19 protein-coding genes are annotated in these 21727 nt (G+C 65.5%); 11 read left to right on the top strand and 8 right to left on the bottom strand.

From position 1 onward, the window contains the following. Positions 1-251: 251 nt before the first annotated feature. From rnhB to KIO74_RS09605, 4 genes are all read right to left on the bottom strand, one after another. Entirely contained in the window at positions 252-977 is a 726-nt protein-coding gene (gene rnhB, locus KIO74_RS09620; protein WP_213331787.1) for a ribonuclease HII, read from the bottom strand. A gap of 107 nt (positions 978-1084) precedes the next feature. Beyond that, a complete protein-coding gene (locus KIO74_RS09615; protein ID WP_213334802.1) occupies positions 1085-1852 on the bottom strand; it encodes an alpha/beta hydrolase family protein in 768 nt (255 codons plus the stop codon). 140 nt (positions 1853-1992) lie between these two features. Beyond that, on the bottom strand, positions 1993-2442 hold the full coding sequence (locus KIO74_RS09610) for a VOC family protein (protein WP_213331786.1): 450 nt from the start codon (positions 2440-2442) through the stop codon (positions 1993-1995). A gap of 35 nt (positions 2443-2477) precedes the next feature. Then, positions 2478-3740, bottom strand: coding sequence for a PA0069 family radical SAM protein (locus KIO74_RS09605; RefSeq protein WP_249730927.1), 1263 nt, complete (start codon positions 3738-3740; stop codon positions 2478-2480). 126 nt (positions 3741-3866) lie between these two features. Between KIO74_RS09605 and KIO74_RS09600 the strand changes: the two genes are divergently transcribed. Beyond that, complete coding sequence (locus KIO74_RS09600; RefSeq protein WP_213331785.1) at positions 3867-4382, top strand: glycosyltransferase family 2 protein; 516 nt, start codon at positions 3867-3869, stop codon at positions 4380-4382. A 48-nt stretch (positions 4383-4430) separates the two neighbouring features. Here the strand turns inward: KIO74_RS09600 and KIO74_RS09595 are convergent, their stop codons facing one another. Continuing rightward, positions 4431-5369 carry a uracil-DNA glycosylase gene (locus KIO74_RS09595; protein ID WP_502762041.1) on the bottom strand — a complete coding sequence of 313 codons (939 nt, stop codon included), beginning with the start codon at positions 5367-5369 and terminating at the stop codon, positions 4431-4433. A gap of 387 nt (positions 5370-5756) precedes the next feature. On the opposite strand from KIO74_RS09595, the gene KIO74_RS09590 reads away from it, so the two are divergent. From KIO74_RS09590 to KIO74_RS09580, 3 genes are all read left to right on the top strand, one after another. Then, complete coding sequence (locus KIO74_RS09590) at positions 5757-7433, top strand: electron transfer flavoprotein-ubiquinone oxidoreductase (RefSeq protein ID WP_249730926.1); 1677 nt, start codon at positions 5757-5759, stop codon at positions 7431-7433. Between the two features lie 115 nt (positions 7434-7548). Then, positions 7549-9333 (top strand): tetratricopeptide repeat protein, encoded by a 1785-nt coding sequence (locus KIO74_RS09585; RefSeq protein WP_291979434.1) that lies wholly within the window; start codon positions 7549-7551, stop codon positions 9331-9333. A gap of 29 nt (positions 9334-9362) precedes the next feature. Continuing rightward, positions 9363-10334, top strand: a complete 972-nt coding sequence (locus KIO74_RS09580; protein ID WP_213331784.1) for a 4-(cytidine 5'-diphospho)-2-C-methyl-D-erythritol kinase — start codon at positions 9363-9365, stop codon at positions 10332-10334. A gap of 30 nt (positions 10335-10364) precedes the next feature. On the opposite strand, the gene KIO74_RS09575 is transcribed toward KIO74_RS09580, so the two are convergent. After that, positions 10365-11648, bottom strand: a complete 1284-nt coding sequence (locus KIO74_RS09575; protein ID WP_213331783.1) for an NAD(P)/FAD-dependent oxidoreductase — start codon at positions 11646-11648, stop codon at positions 10365-10367. Positions 11649-11654: 6 nt separating this feature from the next. After that, positions 11655-12671: a polyprenyl synthetase family protein gene (locus KIO74_RS09570; RefSeq protein WP_213331782.1), complete on the bottom strand. Its 1017-nt coding sequence runs from the start codon at positions 12669-12671 to the stop codon at positions 11655-11657. Between the two features lie 210 nt (positions 12672-12881). Here KIO74_RS09570 and KIO74_RS09565 point away from each other — a divergent pair, with 210 nt between their 5' ends. Beyond that, complete coding sequence (locus KIO74_RS09565) at positions 12882-13106, top strand: putative signal transducing protein (RefSeq protein WP_213334753.1); 225 nt, start codon at positions 12882-12884, stop codon at positions 13104-13106. Further along, complete coding sequence (locus KIO74_RS09560) at positions 13096-13902, top strand: tRNA1(Val) (adenine(37)-N6)-methyltransferase (RefSeq protein WP_349629170.1); 807 nt, start codon at positions 13096-13098, stop codon at positions 13900-13902. Before KIO74_RS09565 ends, KIO74_RS09560 begins: the two co-directional genes overlap by 11 nt. Here KIO74_RS09560 and KIO74_RS09555 read toward each other — a convergent pair whose 3' ends face one another. Beyond that, positions 13903-14313, bottom strand: coding sequence for a hypothetical protein (locus KIO74_RS09555; RefSeq protein ID WP_213331781.1), 411 nt, complete (start codon positions 14311-14313; stop codon positions 13903-13905). 357 nt (positions 14314-14670) lie between these two features. On the opposite strand from KIO74_RS09555, the gene KIO74_RS09550 reads away from it, so the two are divergent. The 5 genes from KIO74_RS09550 to ppdK all read left to right on the top strand — a co-directional run bounded on the left by KIO74_RS09550 (position 14671) and on the right by ppdK (position 21645). Then, on the top strand, positions 14671-15585 hold the full coding sequence (locus KIO74_RS09550; RefSeq protein ID WP_213334746.1) for a glycine--tRNA ligase subunit alpha: 915 nt from the start codon (positions 14671-14673) through the stop codon (positions 15583-15585). Next, a complete protein-coding gene (locus KIO74_RS09545; protein WP_213331780.1) occupies positions 15582-16208 on the top strand; it encodes a cysteine hydrolase family protein in 627 nt (208 codons plus the stop codon). The genes KIO74_RS09550 and KIO74_RS09545 overlap by 4 nt, the downstream gene beginning before the upstream one ends. Before the next feature lie 9 nt (positions 16209-16217). Then, the gene (gene glyS, locus KIO74_RS09540) at positions 16218-18518 is read left to right on the top strand and encodes a glycine--tRNA ligase subunit beta (protein ID WP_213331779.1); all 2301 of its coding nucleotides are present in this window, start codon (positions 16218-16220) and stop codon (positions 18516-18518) included. A gap of 166 nt (positions 18519-18684) precedes the next feature. Then, on the top strand, positions 18685-18846 hold the full coding sequence (locus KIO74_RS09535) for a DUF3096 domain-containing protein (protein WP_213331778.1): 162 nt from the start codon (positions 18685-18687) through the stop codon (positions 18844-18846). 120 nt (positions 18847-18966) lie between these two features. Beyond that, positions 18967-21645 (top strand): pyruvate, phosphate dikinase, encoded by a 2679-nt coding sequence (gene ppdK / locus KIO74_RS09530; protein ID WP_213331777.1) that lies wholly within the window; start codon positions 18967-18969, stop codon positions 21643-21645. Positions 21646-21727 lie beyond the last annotated feature (82 nt).

Below are 21727 nucleotides of genomic sequence, written 5' to 3'. Positions count from 1 at the left end.
TTTTGGTGATGGCCGGCGGATGCAATAGGGGGCACGCCGACTGTAATACGGACCCACATTGTCATTCGGGGCGGGCCGAAAGGCCCGAGCCCGGAACCCATGAGCAAGACGGTGAACCAAGAGGGCGACGCAGTCCCACGCGTCTTCTCGTCATGTCTCATGTCCGTAAATTCCGGGCTCCTCGCTGATGCGAGGCCCCGGAATGACGGCGGGTTTCCATCCGAACCCAGCACGCTCTGACCAAGCGTGCGTTACACCGCCAGCGCGGCGACCGGCGAAGCATCAGCCTCGGCGCCCAGTGAGACTTTGAGCGGCGCGAAGCTCATGCGATGGAAGGGACAGGGGCCGTGCGCCGCGATGGCGGCGCGATGCTCGACCGTCCCGTATCCCTTATGGCGGGAGAACCCATAGGCCGGATAACGGCCGCATAGCCGCTTCATCATGCGATCCCGCGTGACCTTGGCGACGATCGCTGCGGCGGCGATGGAAACGACATTGGCATCGCCTTTGACGACAGCTTCCACCTCGCAGGGCGCCGGGGGACGATCAATGCCATCGACCAGCGCCACCATCGGCGCGATGGGCAGCGCGGCCAGCGCGCGCGACATGGCGCTCAGCGTCGCCTGACGAATGTTCATGGCATCGATGCCGCCTGCGGAGACGCTGGCGATGCCGACATGGCTCGTCGTGACGATGATGTCGTGCAGGCGCTCGCGCTCGGCCGCATCCAGTATCTTCGAATCCGCCAGGCCGTCGGGAATGCGGTCGGGATCAAGAATGACGGCGGCAACCACCACAGGCCCCGCCAGCGGTCCCCGACCGACCTCGTCGACGCCGGCGACAGGCCAAAGCCCGCGCGCCTTAAGCCGCAACTCGCGATCATATGTCGGCCCGACCGGCATGACGAGCGGCAGGGCGATGCTGTCGGAGGCTGGGGCGGGAACAGCGGGCGAATCGGAGCGGCGCGGACGTTTCATGCCGCCATGGTGCGCGCTACGCCCCTATTCTCAAGCCCTAAAAAGTCGCGGTCTCGATTTCGGCGCTCCATGCAGACTTCCCGCATCAACCGAATACGGCCAATGATTCAGTGGTAGGTGACGGTGGACGCGAATATCCTCGTGAGAACGTCCCGCAGGACCGGCGTGGCCTGTTCACGCGGGATGCGATGGCCGCATTCGAAGATGTGCAGGCTCACCGGTCTTCCCGCCTCCGTGAGGGCTGCCGAAAACCTCTCAGCCTGATCAACCGGCGCACGGTCATCGTACCTGCCGTGCAACAGCACTGTCTCGGCGTGGATTCTATGCGCATGATGGAGAGCAGAGCGATCGAGGAAAGCATTGCTGGAAAGACCTGCCTCTATCTCCATAGCCTGCTGCAAACCTCGCGAACTGTTATGGTACGCTTCTCGCAGATCATAGACACCGCCGGAGAGTATAATGGCGCGAAGATCAGGCACTTGAGCGGCGACCATCGCTGACGCAACCGCGCCGCGACTGTTGCCGTAAACGACGACGCGCGAAGGATCGACCGAAGGTTGTTCTTTGAGGTAGCTCAGGGCCGCAACGATTGCTTGCTGCGTGTTCGGACCGCAGAAATCCGCAGGGCCCTCGGATGCGCCGAAGCCTGGCTGCGAGACCGCGGCGGACGTGACGCCCAGGCGAGAGGCAAACCGGAGCAGAGATCCGTCATCGACCGCCTCCTTTCCACCCAGAAGCGTCCCGCCCTGGTTGCCGTGAACAAACAGTATCGCGCCTTTGGGCGCCACATCCGCGTTGCGGGCTACGAAAAGTTCAACGGCCGCGCCATCGCCACGACCAATCATATGCTGCGTTACAGCCGGCATTGCCATCATCCCCACATGCGAGGGGCTGAGAATATGGGGACACGACACCCTGTCAATCATCGGCACTGGCGAGATTCCCGCCAGCGCCACGGAGAAGCTTCATAGTCGTCAAAAAGCCTCAGACCCAACAAAAGTGGCGGGCCCGCGCATCACGCCGGCAAGGCAACCAGCCCGTTTTCATCAAGCGGGAAATAGGGATTATAGGCGATCTCCCAGGGATGACCGTCGGGATCGGCGAAATAGCCGGAATAGCCGCCCCAGAACGTCTTCGCGGGCTTCTTCAGGAGGCGGCCGCCAGCCGCGACCGCGTTCTCGACGGCCAGATCCACATCCCTCTCGCTGGGGAGGTTCTGGGCAAGCGTGAAGCCGCCGAAACCCGGCGGCGTTGGCGCGAGCCCTGCGTCCTCCGCCAGCCGGTCCCGGGACCATACGGCAAGGACCAGATTGTCGAGCGCGAAGAAGCTCACATCCTGCGTGCTCGCCTCTTCCGACCTGCGCCAGCCCAGCCGCTGATAGAAAGTTGTGCTGCGCGCGATGTCGCTGACCCCGAGCGTGATCAGATTCACTTTCGGAGCGAGTGGTGTCGGCGATGTCGTCATGAACCTCTCCTGTTCCTCTCTGGACAGCGCTTCGATCAGAACAAACTGAGTTGCTCGGTTGCCGGTTTCGGCGGCGTGAACAGATCTGTCCGCAGCCGCCTGCGCTGCTTATTGAAGCCGATCCTGGCCGCGGCGATCTCGAAACGTCGTCCGATCATCCAGGCATAGGGACCGTTGCCGACCATGCGCTCGCCCCAGCGCGCGTCGTAGTCCTTGCCGTTGCGCGTTGATCTGATGAGCGACAGTACGTGGCGCGCCTTGCCCGGATGGTTGGCGATGAGCCAGTCACTGACGATGTCCTTGATCTCGAGGGGCAGGCGCAACAGCACATACCCGGCCTCGCGGGCGCCAGCGGCATGGGTGCGCTCCAGGATCGTCTCGATTTCAGCCTCGTTGATGGCGGGGATGATGGGCGCGACGAGAACCGTGACCGGGATCCCGGCGGCCGCCAGGCGCTCTATCGTCTCCAGCCTTTTCGAGGGCGTCGCGGCGCGCGGTTCCATGCTGCGGGCCAGTTTGGCATCGAGCGTCGTGACGGAGATCGCGACCTTGGCGAGGCCCTTCGCCGCCATCGGCGCGAGGATGTCGATATCCCGGGTGACGAGGGCCGATTTCGTGACGATGCCGACCGGATGATTCGTCTCGGCCAGCACCTCCAGGATATTCCGCATGATCCCGTACTGTCGCTCGATCGGCTGATAGGGATCCGTGTTGGTGCCGATGGCCAGTGTCTGAGGCTGGTAACCCGTCGCCGCGAGTTCCCGCTTCAGGAGGACGGCCGCTTCAGGCTTCGCGAAGAGCTTCGATTCGAAATCGAGGCCGGGTGACAGACCCATATAGGCGTGGGTAGGCCGCGCGAAGCAGTAGACGCAACCATGCTCGCAGCCGCGATAGGGATTGATGGATCGGTCAAAGGAGATATCCGGCGAATTGTTGCGCGTGATGATGCGCCGTGCCTTCTCGATGCCGACCTCGGTCTTGAAGGGCGGCAGTTCATCGATCGTGCCCCAGCCGTCGTCCACATCCTCGCGCTGGATGGGCTCGTAGCGCGCGGCGGGGTTCGTCACGGCGCCGCGCCCACGTCGGCGTTCGCCCTCGATGGCCTGGTCGTGCTGGCCGGGCAGGGCGCTGAACGCCGGGTCGCGACGCTCGACTTCCTCCGGTGTCGGCTCGCGCGGCACCACGCGCGGCTTGCGCGATGCGCGCTTGGCCCGTGCCGCCAATTCCTCCGGCAGCGGTGACTGGACGCGCGCCGATGCAGTCGATGAAAGGCCCTTGATCAAGGCTCGCTGAGCCATGATGATCCCTCGGTGGCTTCAATCCATGGCTTCGATTATGGGAACAAATAGTGAACATTGCAAGCGAGGCCGTGTGCGTTTTGGGACGGCGCGAACGGGCGCTCCCTGTTTCCGGTGGCCGCTGAGATGATTTCAGCGGTGATTCGCGCCCGGGGTCATGTGGAGGCGTTGGCCTTCACGCTGGCCGCGCTCGTTCCCGGTGTGGCCGAAGGCGTTCTGCGGGACGCCGTGGTCGTGGATGGTGGCGCTGATTCGGATGCCCAAGACCTCGCCGAGGCCGCGGGCGCGGCTTATGTGACCTGGGACGGCGGCGGTGCTTCGGCAGATAACCCATGGCGGGCTGGGGTTGGTTCCGTCAGAGGTCCCTGGTTCCTTCTGTTGTCGGCGGGTGAGGTACCGGGGCCGAACTGGATTGCCGCCGCGGATCATTTCACCCGTTCCGCGCGGAATGATGGCTCCGCGCTGTTTCGTGACGAGGCCAGCGGGATATGGGGGCTGGCCGGCGGCCTGGTGAGCCGGCTCAAGGGGCGGCGCGCTTTGACCAGCGGAATGATCGTACCGCGTGGCGCCATCGAACAAGGCTTTGCGGACGCTTCCAGGATACACCGGCTATCCGCCGGCTTGCAGCGACGCGCGGGGTGATTGCCCCAAGGCTCCCCCATAGCTCCCGCCTCAAGTCCCACTCGCCAGTCAGGACTGCTGGGAGGTTTCAGGCCGTTTCAGCGAGTCGAGCGTATGGCGCAACGCGCGTAGATCCCGCCAGGCAAGCTTCTTCTGCAGCGGCTGGCGCAGCAGATAGGCGGGATGCAGGGTCGCGAGCGCGCGGATCGCGCGCGTGCCTGTGTGGTATTCCACCCACTTGCCCCGGCTGCGCAGGATACCCTCTTTGATGCCGAGCAGCGCCTGGGCCGAGGGGCCACCGAGGCAAACGAGAATGTCCGGATCGCAGAGTTCGATCTGCCGCTCGATGAACGGCCGGCAGATGGCGGCTTCCTGGGGTGTCGGCGTGCGGTTTCCCGGCGGCCGCCAGGGCACGATATTGGCGATATAGACGCTTTCCCGGTTGAGCCCGATGGCCGCCAGCATGCGGTCCAGAAGCTGGCCGGAGCGCCCGACGAAGGGCAGGCCCTGGAGGTCTTCGTCGCGGCCGGGCGCTTCGCCGACCAGCATGACACGCGCCGAGGGATTGCCATCCGCGAAGACCAGGGATTTTGCCGTGCGCTTGAGCGCGCAGGCCTCGAACGCGGCGAGGCGATCGCGCAGCTCATCCATGGTGCGCGCGCTGCGGGCCTCGCTTCTCGCTGAAAGAGCAGCTTCATCCGCCGTTTCCGTGCCCTGCGGGAAAGCGGGCACCGCCGCGGCGCGCGGGAGCTCCGTCTGCTCTCGCGATGGGGCGGCGCGCTCGGGCAGGGGCGGGCGGTCATCGTCGCTCACTCGGGCGCGGTGTTCAGCCCGTGCTGCCGCCTCGGCAGCCGTATCCGCGAACCGGTCGTGCGGTTCCTCGTCGAGCGCGAAATCGATGCCGGCCTCGACATAAAAGTCGAGCAGCGCTTCAAGCGCCCTGGCATCGTAGGTGTCGAAGGTCATGCCGCATGATACGTCGGCGCCCGTGAATGGCCAAGAAGCCATATTCGCGATGAAACCATCTCCGCGAGATGGCGCTCCGTTGCGAACGCCCCCTTTCCGAGAGACCAACGGCGTGAGGCATTCCGTCGCAGTTGGTGGCGATGAGCTCCCCCTTCGCACTAAGCCTGTCCGTCCTGCTTTTGAAAGACTCGAAACTATGCAAGTTCTCGCGTGAGGACGTGTTGCGAATGCCATGGTGACACCTGTCGGGGCCATGGTAAGTCGATCTTATCGGTTTTCCTCATGAGGTCATGCTTCAAGTGATTGAAGTAATTTGTTGTTCCGTCGAAAGCTGCCCGTTAGAGAGGGCGATGCGGGATACCATTTGAAATAGCTAAGCAGCATGGGGTCGAGGAACCACATCTGCAACGAAGAGCGAGGAACGGACGCATGGAGCTGCCCGAGCGCGAGGGAATGGACTACGACGTCGTCATCGTCGGCGCTGGCCCGGCGGGATTGGCGGCAGCCATTCGTTTGAAGCAGCTCGCGGCCGAGAAAGGCCATGAGGTTTCCGTCGTCGTCGTGGAGAAAGGTTCGGAGGTCGGCGCCCATATCCTGTCGGGCGCCGTGATCGACCCCATCGGTCTCGACAGGCTGCTGCCCGATTGGCGCGAGGATCCGGAACGGCCGCTGACCACTGAGGTCACGGCCGACAAGTTCTATTATCTCGGCCCGGCCGGTGGCGTGCGGCTTCCGAATTTCGCCATGCCGCGGCTGATGGACAATCACGGCAATTTCGTCGGTTCGCTTGGGAATGTGGCGCGTTATCTCGCGGCCCAGGCGGAAGCGCTTGGCGTCGAGATCTATCCGGGATTCGCCGCGACCGAGATCCTGTACGGGGAAAACGGCGAGGTCACCGGTATCGCCACCGGCGACATGGGCGTCAGCCGTGAGGGTGAGCCCAAGGCGGACTACACGCGCGGCATGGAGCTGAGGGGGCGTTACACCCTCTTCGCCGAAGGCGCGCGTGGCAGCCTCACGAAACAGCTCCTGAAGCGTTTCGGCCTCGATGAGGGGTGCGATCCGCAGAAGTTCGGCATCGGCTTGAAGGAATTGTGGCAGGTGAAGCCGGAGCGCTTCCAGCCCGGCCTCGTTCAGCATTCCTTCGGCTGGCCGCTCGACAACAGCACCGGCGGAGGTTCCTTCCTCTACCATTTCGACGATCATTTCGTGACCGTCGGCTTCGTGGTGCATCTCAACTATCAGAACCCGACGCTGTCGCCTTTCGATGAGTTCCAGCGCTTCAAGACGCACCCCTTCATCCGCGAGGTGTTCGAGGGAGGCAAGCGCATCGCCTATGGTTCACGCGCCATCACCGAGGGCGGCTGGCAATCGGTGCCGAAGCTCACGTTCAAAGGCGGAGCGCTCATCGGTTGCGCCGGGGGCTTCGTCAACGTTCCACGTATCAAGGGCAGCCATAACGCCGTGCTCTCCGGCATCCAGGCCGCTGATGAGGCGTTCGCCGCGCTGGTCGACGGACGCCGGGGTGACGAGCTCTCGGGCTATGAGAACGGCTGGCGGGCATCGGCCATCGGGCGGGATCTCAAGCGCGTGCGCAACGTCAAGCCATTGTGGTCGCGCTTCGGCACGATGATGGGCGTGGCGCTCGGCGGCCTCGACATGTGGACGAACGAGCTCTTCGGGTTCTCGGCTTTTGGCACGCTGAAGCATGGCAAGCCCGACTACGCCACCCTGAAGCCGATCGACCAGGTCAAGCCGATTACCTATCCGCGGCCCGACGGGGTCGTGTCGTTCGACAAGCTGTCGTCGGTGTTCCTGTCGAACACCAACCATGTGGAAGACCAGCCCGTTCACCTCCGGCTGACGGACCCGAACATTCCCGTGAACTCTAACCTGCCGCTCTATGGCGAGCCGGCGCGGCTCTATTGCCCGGCGGGTGTCTACGAGGTGGTCTATGACGACGAGGCGAACCGCAAGGACCCCCGTTTCGTGATCAACGCGCAGAACTGCGTGCACTGCAAAACCTGCGACATCAAGGATCCGGCGCAGAACATCACCTGGGTTCCGCCGGAAGGCGGTGGTGGCCCTAATTACCCCAACATGTGATGACAAAAGGGGCGGGAGCGACAGCACGGCGCCTTGCCCCCACCCGCCAAAATCGTCATGCTGATCGCATCATAGAGTCCCGAGCCCATTGGGCGTGCGATTTCGGAAAAGTCACGTGATCAGATCGTCGGCGCGTCGGCGCCTTGCTGTCATTGCTTCCCTTCTTGTCGCGAGTGCGGTGGCAGTGCCACTGCCAGTGTCGGCCGCGCGATCAGCCGAGAAACCGGTCGTCACGGTCGAGTTTCCCGAGGCGCAAAGCCTCGAGGGCAATTTTCTAGCCGCCATCGTCGCCGGTTCGGCGCGGGATACCGGCGCGGCCGCCGTTTATTTCCGCGAAGCCTTGCGGGACGATCCGCGCAATGCCGAGCTCATCGAGCGGGCGTTCGTGGCCTTTCTCGCGGATGGCGACATGCCGGAAGCGTTCCGCGCCGCGCAGCAGATCATCAAGCGGGAGCCGAACAACGGCCTCGCGCGCCTGGCGCTGGGCGTGAAGGCTCTTGAAGCGAAGCAATATTCGACGGCGCGGCGTGAGCTCGCGCGTGGCGGTCGCGGCTATGCCAATGACATCACGGCGACGCTCCTCACAGCGTGGGCCTGGGCGGGTTCGGGCAATCTGAAGCGTTCCCTCGAAACCGTCGATCGTCTCAAGGGCGAGAGCTCCTACAACGTCTTCCGCGACTATCACGCGGGCCTCATCGCGGCCATGCGCGGCAATCCGAAGGAAGCCGAGAGCCGCCTCTCGGCGTCCTACAATGCCGAGCGTACGACGCTCAGGGTCGTCGATGCCTATGGGCGGCTGGAGGCCGGCCAGGGCCGCAAGGATAACGCCGTCGCGGCGTATGAAGCCTTCGAGAAGCTGATGCCGCGCCATCCGGTGGTGCGCGCCGCCCTCAAGGATCTCAATGCCGGCAAGGGCCTCAAGCCGCTTGTGGCGACGCCGCAGCAGGGTGCCGCGGAGGTGCTCTATGGCCTGGGCGCGGCCGGCAACAGTCAGGGGGATGAAGTCGCCGCGATGATCTATCTGCGGCTGGCCCTGTTCCTCGACCCTAACCACGACCTTGCCAAGATCACGCTTGGCGACATCCTGGAACGGCTGAAGCAGTACGAACAGGCCATCGAGGTCTACCAGTCTCTGCCCGCTGATTCACCCTTGAAGCCTCACGGCGAGGTGCAGGTCGCCCTGTCGCTCGACGCGCTCGACAAGACGGACGAGGCGATCGCCTATCTGAAGGCCGACGTGGAGCGCAATCCGACCGATGTGGAAGGGCTGGCGGCTCTCGGCAGCATCCTGCAGAAACGCAAGCGATTCGCCGAATCGGCGGAGGTCTATTCCAAGGCGATCGAGCAGATCGGGACGCCTGAGACCGGCAACTGGCCGCTCTTTTACTCGCGCGGTATCGGTTATGAGCGCTCCAAGCAGTGGCCGAAGGCGGAGGTAGACTTCAAGAAGGCTTTGGAGCTCGCCCCCGAATCCATCGGCCGGGATCGCGCGCTGATCCTGAATTACCTTGCCTATTCCTGGGTCGATCAGGGCATCAACATCGACGAGGCCTTCCAGATGCTGAAGCGCGCGGTCGAGCTGCGCCCGCGTGACGGCTATATCGTCGACAGCCTCGGCTGGGCTTATTACCGCCTCGGCCGCTATGACGACGCCGTGCGCGAGCTTGAGAAGGCGATCGATCTGAGGCCTGCCGACCCCACGATCAACGACCATCTCGGCGATGCCTATTGGAAGGTGGGCCGGAGGCTGGAGGCGAAGTTCCAGTGGAACCACGCCCGGGACCTCAACCCCGAGCCCGAGGATCTCACCAAGATCCTGAAGAAGATCGAGGCCGGCCTGCCGGACGATGACAAGCCGGCTGCGGCCGAGGCGCCGAAGACGGACAAGAACGGCGGCTGACGCCGTCGTTCCGCTCGGCGGCACTTGAGATGGCGGCGCGTGGCGAGATCAGCTGCGAAAACGGCGGACTGGACACGCGCGCGCTGGCGAAGATCAACCTTTCGCTGCATGTGCTTGGCCGTCGCGGCGATGGCTATCACGACCTGGAGAGCCTCGTGGTCTTCGCCGGTGTCGGGGATGGACTGTCCCTGACGCCCGGACCCGGTCTGTCGCTCACGGTGAGCGGGCCGCGCGCGGGTGCACTTGGCCAAAGTGGCGGACTTGGCCCTGATGGCGCACTTGGCCCTGATGGTGGCCTCGGCGATAATTCTGACAATCTGGTGCTGAAGGCCGCACGTGCACTGGCCACGCATGTCCCCGGCCTCGCGCTCGGTCGTTTCCACCTCGTGAAGCGCTTGCCCGTCGCCTCGGGCATCGGCGGCGGTTCCGCCGATGCGGCTGCGGCGCTGCGGCTTCTCGCCAGGCATAACGGATTGGCCCGCGACGACGCGCGGCTCATGGCGGCGGCCCGCGCCACGGGCGCCGATGTCCCGGTTTGTCTCGCCAGCGAAGCGCGCATGATGCGCGGGGCAGGGGACAACCTCGGGCCGGTGCTGGCGCTGCCTCCCCTCTATGCCGTGCTCGCGAACCCCGGTGTCGCTGTGGAGACCGCGTCCGTATTCCGGGCGTTGGGTCTGAACCCCGGCGATCGATGTGGCGGGGCGGCCCATCCCGATCTATCCGCGGCCGTCTGTGGCGCATCTCAGGCGCGCGCCGATCTCAAGGCCGCCCTGCTCGCCGCCCGCAATGATCTAGAGCCACCGGCAAGGGCCGTGGCTCCCGTCATCGACGCGGTTGTGGATCAGCTCCGCGCCCAGCGCGGCTGCTGGCTTGCCCGGATGTCCGGCTCCGGCGCCACGGTTTTCGGCCTGTTCGATGATTGCCACGCCGCCGCTGCGGCGCGCCAGGCCATTGCTACGGCCGAACCCGGGTGGTGGGTGAAGGCGACAGTGTTGCGTTAGCTTTTTTGGCTGTGGGCTTCCCCCACCCGTCTAGAAATACCCATCCACGAGATGGGCAGCCTGCGCGCCGACCTCGTAAAAGATCTCCTTGGCCTGACGCAGCGGCTGGGCCGCCGGCTCGGTGACCGGCAGCGGGAGGTCCGCTTCGGCGATGCCGCCTGAGATATGCTCCGCGAGGACATGGCCGAAGACCGTCCCGGGAGCGATGCCACGGCCGTTGTAGCCGCTGAAGCTGATCACATTTTCCGCAAGCTTGTGGAAGCGGGGCAGGTTGTCGACGGTGGTGCCGATCTGCCCGTACCACTGGCTCTCGAAGTTGACGCCCTTGAGCTGCGGAAACAGCTTGACGAGAGAACGCCTGGCCCAGGCTTCATGCACGGCGCGGCCGGTACCGCGCAAGGCGCCGACACTCCCGAACACCAGACGCCCCGTGTGATCGAAGCGGAACGAACTCAGGATTGAACGCGTGTCCCAGGCGCCCTGCCGCTCCGGCAGGATGCTCTCTTGCAGTTCCTGGCTGAGCGGCGCCGTAGCCATGTTGAAATAGGGCAGGTGCACGAGCTCCTGGCGGATCGTCGGCCACGGCCCATGGGTATAGGCATTGGTGGCCACCACGATCCAGTCGGCGCGGATCGACGACTGGGGCGTTCGGATCGTCCAGCGCGGGCCCGCGCGCTCGGTGCTGGTGACGGGGCTTGCCGTGTAGATCTGGGCGCCTGCCTTGATCGCGGCATCGGCGAGGCCCCGGACATAGGCGAGCGGCTGGATCGTTCCGGCCCGGCGGTCGAGCAGGGCGCCCGCATATGTGGTGGACCCGACGAGACGCGCGGTTTCTTCCGCGCCGAGCATCGTCACCGGTGCGCCGCGTGATTGCCATTGGTCTGCGCGCTGCTGGATCTCCTCCAGGCCCTTCTTGCCGACAGCACAATGGAGCGTGCCCGCCTTCACGAGCTCGCAATCGATGGCGTTGTTCTCGATCATCGCATAGACGAGCCGGGGCGCGTCGCCCAGCAGGGTCAGGAGGCGCTCGCCGTAGTCCGCGCCAAGGGCCGCCGGCAGGGCGGACGGCATGACCCACATGCCGGCGTTGACGAGCCCGACATTCCGGCCCGAGCCGCCGAAGCCGATCTCATGCTCCTCCAGAACCACGACCTTGGCGCCGCCACGGGCGAGACGAAAGGCGCAGGAGAGGCCGGTATAGCCCGCTCCGATGACGACGACATTCGCCTCGAAGGCGCCATGCGCGACAGATGTCGCGGGCGCCGCCGGCGCCGTAGTCTCCCACAAGCCGTGGGATTGCGGGTTAGCGAGCATGAGGGATCAGTGGGCGCGGGCGATACAGAAGTCTACGGTTTCGAGCAGCGCCCGGCGCATGGGGCTGTCCTGGAAAAGCTCGAGCGCGTCGCGTGCCATCGCGCCATAGTGGCGCGCGCGCTCGATGGTGTCCTCAAGCGCCCGGTGGCGGCGCATGATGGCGATGGCCGTCTCCAGATCGCCGTCGTTGACCTCGCCCTGTTCGAGCGTGCGGCGCCAGAACTCGCGCTCCTCGTTGGTGCCGCGGCGGAAGGAGAGCACGACCGGCAACGTGATCTTGCCTTCGCGGAAATCGTCCCCGACATTCTTGCCGAGCGCGTCCGAGGTTCCGCCATAGTCGAGCGCGTCGTCGACGAGTTGGAAGGCGATGCCGAGATTGGTGCCGTAGCTGCGGCAGGCGGCGCGCTCCGCCTTCGGGCGCTCGGCGATGATAGGGCCGACCTCCGCCGCCGCCGCGAAGAGAGCGGCCGTTTTCGCCCGCACGACGGCGAGATAGTCGTCTTCCGTGGTGGCGGTGTTCTTGGCGGCCGAGAGCTGCCAGACCTCGCCTTCCGCGATGACAGCCGCCGCATTGGCCAGGACGCCGAGCGCCTCGAGCGAACCGACCTCGACCATCATCTTGAAGGCCTGGCCGAGAAGAAAATCGCCGACGAGCACACTCGCTTCATTCCCCCACAGCATGCGGGCGGCGAGTTTGCCACGGCGCATGTCACTCTCGTCGACGACGTCGTCGTGCAGGAGCGTGGCCGTATGCATGAATTCCACGCTGGCCGCGAGCTTGATGTCGCCCTCGCCCTTGTAGCCCGTGAGCAGGGCGGTCGCGAGCGTCAGCATGGGCCTGAGGCGCTTGCCGCCGGATGAGATGAGGTGGTTCGCCACCTCCGGGATCATCGTGACATCCGATCCCGTGCGCGACAGGATGAGGCTGTTCACACGTTCCATGCGGCCAGCGACCAGATGGATGAGCCCATCGATGCTGCCACGATCATCCGACTTTTCCTCGAAGGGGACGACGACGCCCACGATTCGGCCCTCCACACGATACGCTTGAGTGCCGGGCGCAAAACGCAACCGGCGCCGCCGACCATGCACGCCGATGACGCTCGCCGCAACCATGCGCTTTGCCACAACCCCCGCCGACTCCGGTAGAAAGGCGGATTTCTGAGGATTATGGGCCAGGGACACGCAGGAATGGCTGGCGACAGGGCCGTGTGGACATGCCACAAGGTTGTGATGATCGAACTCATCCGCACCAATGACATCGTTCTTCTGGGCGCCGTCGAGGCCTTCCTCAAGGAGGCTGGAATCCATGTTTTCGTTGCAGACGGGTATATGAGCGTCCTCGAAGGATCGGTCGGGGCCTTGCAGCGCCGCCTGCTCGTCGCCGCAGACCAGGCGGAGGAGGCGCGGCAATTGCTGCGCGAGGCCGGTTTTGGCGGAGAGCTGCGTGTCGACTGAGGCGCGGGGCGGGCAGGCCGCTCCTGGCGCGGGCGGTGTCCCCGACAGCACTTTGAGCGTGGATGCGCTTTTCGGCGGCCGCCTCACTCTGACGCAGCCGCGCAAGGGGCACCGAGCCGGGACGGATGCGGTACTGCTGGCCGCCGCGGCCGGCGATGCCAGCGACGGTACCGTCGTCGATCTCGGGGCCGGCGTCGGTACGGTCGGGCTTGCCATCGCGGCGCGTTCACCTTCGGCCCGCGCCGTCCTCGTCGAGAGCGAGGCCGCCCTCGCATCCCTTGCCAGGCGCAACTGCTCCGCCAATGGGCTGGACGACAGGGCCCGCGTGATCGAGGCGGATGTGCTCGCGCCGGCAAGGACCCGTCACGCCGCCGGCCTTGTCCCCGCGATGGCGGATCTCGTGGTGACTAATCCCCCCTTCTACGCGCCGGGCCGTTTCCGGACCTCGCCCGATGCAGGCCGCAGCCGCGCCCATGCGATGGACGACGATCTGCTGGACCCGTGGGTGCGGACCGCCGCAGATCTCTTGAAGCCACGCGGACGGCTCGTCATGATTCATCGCGCCGATGCCCTCGCCTTGGTCTTGTCGGCCCTGGCGGGACGTTTCGGCGCGGTATCGCTGATGCCGGCGCACCCGCGCGCTGGCGAGCCGGCCGTGCGCCTTCTCGTGGCGGCGATCAAGGGCAGCCGCGCGCCGCTCAGCCTGTTGCCCGGCATCATACTGCATGCGCCGGAGGGAGGGTTCACCGCCGAGATGGAGGCGGTGAACCGCGGGAATGCCGTCCTGACCCTATGATCAGCGGTCGCTCCGGCCTCGATCTCGCCCGAAAGGCATCAGATTGGGGGGTGTGATCGTGATGAGCGGCCGCTGGCGGTCTCGCCGGTCGAGGCGCTCCCGTCGGGGCTCATCGTAGCGGGCTGGTTGATCGCGGCCGATGAAGTCGCGCTCGCGCGCGTCACGACGGTCGCCGCGCCGGGGTTCGTCGAAGCGGCTGGGCTGATCGCGGCCGTCAAAGTCACGCTCCCGCGTGTTGCGTCGGTCGAAGCGCTCGCGGCTATCCTGACGCGTGTCGAAGCTGGGTCCGTCAAACTGCGCGAAGGCCGGGCCTCCAGAGGCCGGTTGCGCAGGCGCGGCGACCGCCGCAGAGCCTGTCGTCACGATTGCGCCGGCACAAACGACCAGGGCGCGAAACAAGGTTTTCGTCATTGCAATATCCCCACGCAAACGAGCGCCTGTGCTGCACGGCATGCCTCCTGCCTTGCAGGTGCACAATCAGCGCGTGTGCCGTGAACTGATATATTCCTGTGGTTGTTCCGCGCTATCGGCGGGATTGCGCCCGTTGCCAGCAAACAGGGCGGCGGCGGCGGAGCTTGCGACGGCGACCACTTCTTTACCCGTTACGCCCTGGCTGCGAGGCGCGGACTTACGGGGCGGGAACCCTCGATAGCGAGTTGTCCAATGGGGAGTTGACTTGGTCGAACCCACGGCTAGGGTGCGCCGGCTTCCCCCGAAGCTCCCATTTCTCGATGCGTGCAAGGCCCGGCGATGAACGCGCCCGACTTCATGAACCCGACGCGCTCCTTTCAGGGGCTTATCCTGACGCTGCAGCAGTTCTGGGCCGCCCAGGGCTGTGCCATCCTGCAGCCCTACGACATGGAAGTCGGCGCGGGCACCTTCCACCCGGCGACGACGCTGCGCGCGCTCGGGCCGAAGCCCTGGAAGGCGGCCTATGTGCAGCCCTCGCGCCGGCCGAAGGATGGCCGCTATGGCGAGAATCCCAACCGCCTGCAGCACTATTACCAGTTCCAGGTCATCCTGAAGCCGAACCCGCCGAATCTGCAGGAGCTCTACCTCGCCTCGCTCCAGGCAATCGGCGTCGATCAGGCGCTCCACGACATCCGCTTCGTGGAGGACGACTGGGAAAGCCCGACGCTCGGCGCCTGGGGATTGGGCTGGGAATGCTGGTGCGACGGCATGGAAGTGTCGCAGTTCACCTATTTCCAGCAGGTCGCGGGTTTCGAATGCGCGCCGGTGGCCGGTGAGCTGACCTATGGGCTCGAGCGCTTGGCCATGTATGTGCAGGGTGTCGAGAACGTCTACGACCTCAATTTCAACGGCCGCACCGGCGCCGAGAAGGTCACCTATGGCGACGTCTTCCTGCAGGCCGAGCAGGAATACTCGCGACACAACTTCGAATATGCCGACACGGAACTGCTCTTCCGGCATTTCCGGGATGCCGAGGCGGAATGCAAGCGCCTGCTCGATTTCGGTGAGCCCGGGCCGGACGCCAATGATCAGCGCCACAAGCTTGCCCTGCCGGCCTATGACCAGTGCATCAAGGCGAGCCACGTCTTCAACCTACTGGACGCGCGCGGCGTGATCTCCGTCACCGAGCGCCAGAGCTATATCCTGCGCGTGCGCGAACTGGCCAAGGCCTGCGGCGCGGCCTGGCTCAAGACGGAAGGCGGCGGGGCATGACCGAGGCGACAGCAATCCCGAAGACGCTGCTGCAACTCGCCGGCGCGGATCTTTCACCGCCGCAGCTCAGCGAGTCCGCGCTCGTCATCATCGATGCGCAGAATGAATATGTGACCGGGCTCCTACCCCTCGCCGGCATCGAGGCTGCGCTTGCGGCCGCTGGCCGCCTGCTGGACGCGGCGCGCCAGGCCGGCGCGGTCGTCATCCACGTGGTGCACAAGGGAGGGGCGGGCGGTCCCTTCGATCCGGCCGGCCCTGGTTTTGCCATTGCCGAGCCTGTGGTGCCCGTTGCCGGGGAGCGCGTCATCGAGAAGGGGCTCCCCAACTCCTTTGCCGGGACGGATCTGCATGAAGTCTTGACCCAGGCTGGCCGCCGCTCGCTGGTGGTCGCAGGCTTCATGACGCATATGTGCGTCAGCAGCACCGTGCGCGCCGGGCTCGACCTTGGCTATCGCACGACCATTGCCGCCGATGCCGTGACCACCAGGGATCTGCCCGACCCGCTCGGCGGCGCGCCCCTTAGCGCCGCGGACGTACATCGCGCGGCCCTTGCCGAGCTCGCCGATCGCTTTGCGGTCGTGACCACCGTTGATGCCATTCTGGCCCAGCAGCCGTCGGCCTGAGAGCCTCCCATGCCCGATTTTCTCCTTGAACTCCTTTCCGAAGAAATCCCCGCGCGCATGCAGCGCAAGGCGGCGGAGGATCTCAAGAAGCGCGTCACCGACGCGTTGGTCGAGCGGGGCCTCGTCTATGAGGGCGCGCAAGGGTTCGCGACCCCGCGGCGGCTCGCGCTCAGCATCATCGGCTTGCCGCCCCGCCAGCCGGACCTGCGCGAGGAGAAGAAGGGACCGCGTGTCGGCGCGCCGGATCAGGCTATCCAGGGCTTTCTGAAGAGCGCGGGCCTTGCTTCGATCGATGAGGCCAGGGTCGTCAGCGACGGCAAGAAGGGCGAATTCTACGTCGCCATCACCGAGCGGCCGGGCAAGCAAACCCCCGAGGTGCTGGCCGAGATCCTGCCGGGCATCATCCGCAATTTCCCCTGGCCGAAATCCATGCGCTGGGGCGCGGCGTCCGCTGAGGCCGGCTCGCTGCGCTGGGTGCGCCCGCTGCAATCCATCCTCGCCACCTTCGGGCCGGAAACGGAAACGCCCGATGTGGTACGCTTCGAGGTCGACGGCATCGTCTCGTCCGACGTGACGCGCGGACATCGTTTCCTGGCCGGGCCGAACCCGATCCTCGTGCGCCGCTTCGAGGACTACGTGGCCGCGCTGGAGCGCGCCAAGGTGGTGCTCGACGCGGACGAGCGCAAGCGCCGCATCCTCAATGACGCCAAGACCATGGCCTTCGCGCTGGGGCTGGAGGTGGTCGAGGACGAAGGGTTGCTGGAAGAAGTCGCCGGTCTCGTCGAGTGGCCCGTCGTTCTGGTCGGCACCTTCGAGGAGGCCTTCCTCGACATTCCGCCGGAAGTGATCCGCGCGACGATCCGCGCCAACCAGAAATGTTTCGTGCTGCGGGATGCCAAGACCGGCAAGCTCGCCAACCGTTTCATCATCACAGCCAATATCGAGGCGAAGGACGGGGGCGTGGCGATCGCCGCCGGCAACGCCCGCGTCGTGCGCGCCCGCCTGTCGGATGCCAATTTCTTCTGGGAGACCGACAGGAGGCCGCTGCCGGATTATGCCGGCTCCGGCCTCAAACCGCTCGACCAGCGGCTGAAGAAGCTGGAAGACCTCGGCATCATCTTCCACGAGAAGCTTGGCACCCAGGGCGAGCGGATCCAGCGCATCGCGGCGCTGGCGCGTGAGCTGGCGCCGGTCGTCGGCGCGGATGCCGACACGGCCGAGCGTGCCGCACGGCTCGCCAAGGCCGATCTCGTCACCGAGATGGTCGGCGAATTCCCCGAGCTGCAAGGCCTGATGGGGCGCTACTACGCTGAGGCGCAAGACGAGGACGCCGCTGTCTCCGCTGCCGTCGAGGATCATTGGAAGCCGCTGGGTCCGTCAGACCGCGTGACGACCGATCCTGTCAGCGTGGCGGTCGCGCTCGCCGACAAGCTCGACACGCTCGCCGGCTTCTGGGCCATCGACGAGAAGCCGACCGGCTCCAAGGACCCCTATGCGCTGCGCCGCGCCGCGCTCGGTGTGATCCGGCTGGTGCTGGAGAATGGGGTGCGGATGTCGCTTGAGAAATTTCTCAAATCCGCAAGCGCTAAAGTTGGACGTGATCGCTACTATGCTGCGGCTGAAGCAAACCACACCGATTTGCAGATTGTTGCTCGGAAGATGGGCAGTGATGAACTTCACGATCTCTCAATTCGTGAAGCGGGAAGCGTGAAAGCGGTACCCATAGAGGATGCGCCTGAGTTTTGGGGGGACTCTGAGAATGTCCGTGACCTCCTCTCCTTCTTCCACGATCGCCTGAAGGTCTATCTGCGCGACCAGGGTGCGCGGCATGACCTGATCGATGCCGTGCTGGCGTTGGGCGAGGATGAGGCCGCACAAGACGACCTCCTCATGATCGTCCGCCGCGTCGAGGCGCTGGGGCGCTTCCTCGATACCGAGGACGGCAAGAACTTGCTCGCCGCCACCAAGCGCGCCGCCAATATCCTGCGCATCGAGGAGAAGAAGGACGGCCGCGCCTATGACGAGGCGCCGGACGCCGCCCTCATTCTCAATGCCGGCGAGGAAGAGGAGCGGGCGCTGATCGAGGCGCTGCGCGTGGCCGAGATGGAAGCCAAGGCCGCCGTCGAGAAGGAAGACTTCGAGGGCGCCATGAAGGCGCTGAGCGTGCTGCGCGCGCCCGTCGATGCCTTCTTCGACAAGGTCACGGTCAATGTCGATGATCCTGTCGTCCGCGCCAACCGGCTCAGGCTCCTCAACGCCATCCGCGCCGCGACGCGCACAGTGGCGGATTTCTCGCAGATCGCGGGATAAGCGTGGCAGGGAGCGCAATGTGCAGGCCCTGACATAGGCGATGTGTGACTTTCCAGCGAAACTTAAATCTCCTCGGGCACGTTAAGGCCTAGTTCGCCGGAGCCGGCTTGATCTGCGACATCACCGCGATGCCGCGGCCGGCGCTCGGCGGCGAGGAGACAAATCCATGAGCGTCAACCTCATTGTCATTCAGCCCCTGGTCGCGCTGATCGCCGGTATCCTCATTCTGGTCATGCCGCGCCTCCTGAATTTCATCGTCGCGCTGTACCTGATCTTCATCGGCGTGGTCGGCCTGTTCGGCGACCGGATCGGTCCGCTGCTCAATTAAGGCCTTCACGAGGCAGGTTCATTTTGTGCACCGCATCGCATTGCCTTTTGGCGTCAGATGCGCCAAGCCTCCACGTGCCGTGAGGTGATTAAAGTAACGAGTGTGGAAGGCAGGCTAGCAATGGCAAAATGGGTCTACACTTTCGGCGACGGTCGCGCCGAGGGCGAGGCGGGCATGAAGAACTTGCTCGGCGGCAAGGGTGCCAACCTCGCGGAAATGTCCAATCTCGGACTTCCCGTGCCTCCGGGGTTTACGATCACCACGGAGGTTTGCACCTACTTCTACGAGAACGGCCAGAGCTACCCGCCGGATCTCACCGCCGCTGTCGACGCCGCGCTCGCCCATGTCGGCGGGCTCGCTGGCAAGACCTTCGGTGATGAGGCCAATCCGCTGCTCGTCTCCGTTCGCTCCGGCGCCCGCGCCTCGATGCCGGGCATGATGGACACGGTGCTCAACCTCGGCCTCAACGACGTGACGGTCGAGGCCGTGGCCAAGGCAGCCGGCGACGAGCGTTTCGCCTGGGACTCATACCGCCGCTTCATCACCATGTATTCCGACGTCGTGCTCGGCGTCGGCCATCACCATTTCGAGGAGGCGCTGGAGCTCTACAAGGAGCGCAAGGGCCTCGACCTCGACACGGATCTCACCGCGCAGGACTGGAAGGTCCTCGTCAAGAGCTACAAGGACATCGTGCAGAAGGAGCTGGGCAAGCCCTTCCCGCAGGATCCGTCCGAGCAGCTGTGGGGCGCCATCGGCGCTGTCTTCGGCTCCTGGATGAACGCCCGCGCCAACAAGTACCGCGAGCTGCATGGCATCCCGTCGAGCTGGGGCACGGCCGTCAACGTGCAGTCCATGGTGTTCGGCAACATGGGTGACAGCTCGGCGACGGGCGTCGCCTTCACCCGCAATCCCTCGACGGGCGAGCGCGCCCTCTATGGCGAATTCCTCATCAACGCCCAGGGCGAGGATGTGGTCGCCGGCATCCGCACCCCGCAGGACATCACCGAGGCCGCGCGTATCGCGTCCGGCTCGAACAAGCCTTCTCTCGAGAAGGAGATGCCGGCCGCCTATGCGGAGCTGGTGCGCATCTATGGCCTGCTCGAGAAGCACTACCGCGACATGCAGGATCTCGAATTCACCATCGAGAACGGCAAGCTGTGGATGCTGCAGACCCGCAACGGCAAGCGCACCGCCAAGGCCGCGCTGCGTATCGCGGTTGAACTCGCGGCGGAAGGGCTGATCACCGAGGAAGAGGCCGTGACGCGCGTCGAGCCCGCCGCGCTCGACCAGCTTCTGCATCCGACCATTGATCCGAAGGCCGAGCGCAAGGTGCTCGCTACCGGCCTGCCGGCTTCACCGGGGGCCGCTTCCGGCGAGATTGTCTTCACTTCGGAAGAAGCGGAAGAAGCCAAGAAGGCCGGCCGCAAGGTCATCCTCGTGCGCGTCGAGACGAGCCCGGAAGACATCCACGGCATGCACGCCGCCGAGGGCATCCTCACCACGCGCGGCGGCATGACCTCGCACGCCGCCGTCGTGGCGCGCGGCATGGGCAAGCCTTGCGTCTCCGGCGCCGGCAGCCTGCGCGTTGACGGCACAGCGGGAACGATGATCGCTGCCGGCGTCACGCTGAAGCGAGGCGAGATCATCACGATCGACGGCGGTACCGGCCAGGTGCTCAACGGCAAGGTCAAGATGCTCGAGCCGGAACTGTCAGGCGAGTTCGGCACGCTCATGGGCTGGGCCGACAAGGTGCGCCGCATGAAGGTGCGCGCCAATGCCGAGACGCCGCTCGATGCCAGGACGGCGCGGACCTTCGGCGCCGAAGGCATCGGCCTTTGCCGCACCGAGCACATGTTCTTCAACGGCGAGCGCATCCTCGCCGTCCGCGAGATGATCCTGGCCGACGACGAAGCCGGCCGCCGCGTCGCTCTCGCCAAGCTCCTGCCGATGCAGCGCGCCGATTTTGTCGAGCTGTTCACCATCATGCAGGGCCTGCCGCTGACGATCCGCCTGCTCGATCCGCCGTTGCACGAGTTCCTGCCGCGCACCGACGAGGAAGTGGCGGAAGTCGCTGCTTCCACGGGCACGAGCGTCGCCAAGCTGAACGCGCGCGCGCATGAGCTGCACGAGTTCAACCCCATGCTCGGGTTCCGTGGCGTGCGGCTCGCTGTCGCCTTCCCCGAGATCGCCGAGATGCAGGCGCGCGCCATCTTCGAGGCGGCGGTCGAGGCGGGCAAGGCCACCGGCCAGCCCGTGACTCCGGAAATCATGGTGCCGCTCGTCATGACCAGGGCCGAGCTCGACCTGACGAAGGAGCGCATCGACGCCATGGCTAAGGCGGTCGCCCGTGAAACGGGCGTCACCGTCGCCTATCAGGTCGGCACCATGATCGAGCTGCCACGCGCGGCCATCAAGGCGGGCGACATCGCCGGGACGGCGGAGTTCTTCTCCTTCGGCACCAACGATCTCACCCAGACGACCCTCGGCATCTCCCGCGATGACGCCGGCTCCTTCCTCGGCTCCTATACGGCCAAGGGCATCCTGCCGGCAGATCCCTTCGTGACGATCGACGTCGAGGGCGTGGGCGAGCTGGTGAAGCTCGCGGCCGAGCGGGGTCGCGCCGAGCGCCCGGGCATCAAGCTCGGCATCTGTGGCGAGCATGGCGGTGATCCCGCCTCCGTCGCCTTCTGCGAGACGGTCGGGCTCGACTACGTGTCGTGCTCGCCCTATCGCGTGCCGATCGCGCGTCTCGCCGCCGCGCAGGCTGCTCTCGCCGGCCGGAAGGCGAAGAGCGCTTAAGACACCAGGCCGATTGCTCCGAAATGGACCAGCCGGGTGCCATCTACAGGCATCCGGCTTTAACGCCCTTTTTACGTTACCG

It is taken from the genome of Chelatococcus sp. HY11 (assembly GCF_018398335.1).
In the GTDB taxonomy this organism is placed as follows: Bacteria; Pseudomonadota; Alphaproteobacteria; order Rhizobiales; family Beijerinckiaceae; genus Chelatococcus.
This window is presented reverse-complemented; position numbering and strand designations above follow the sequence as displayed.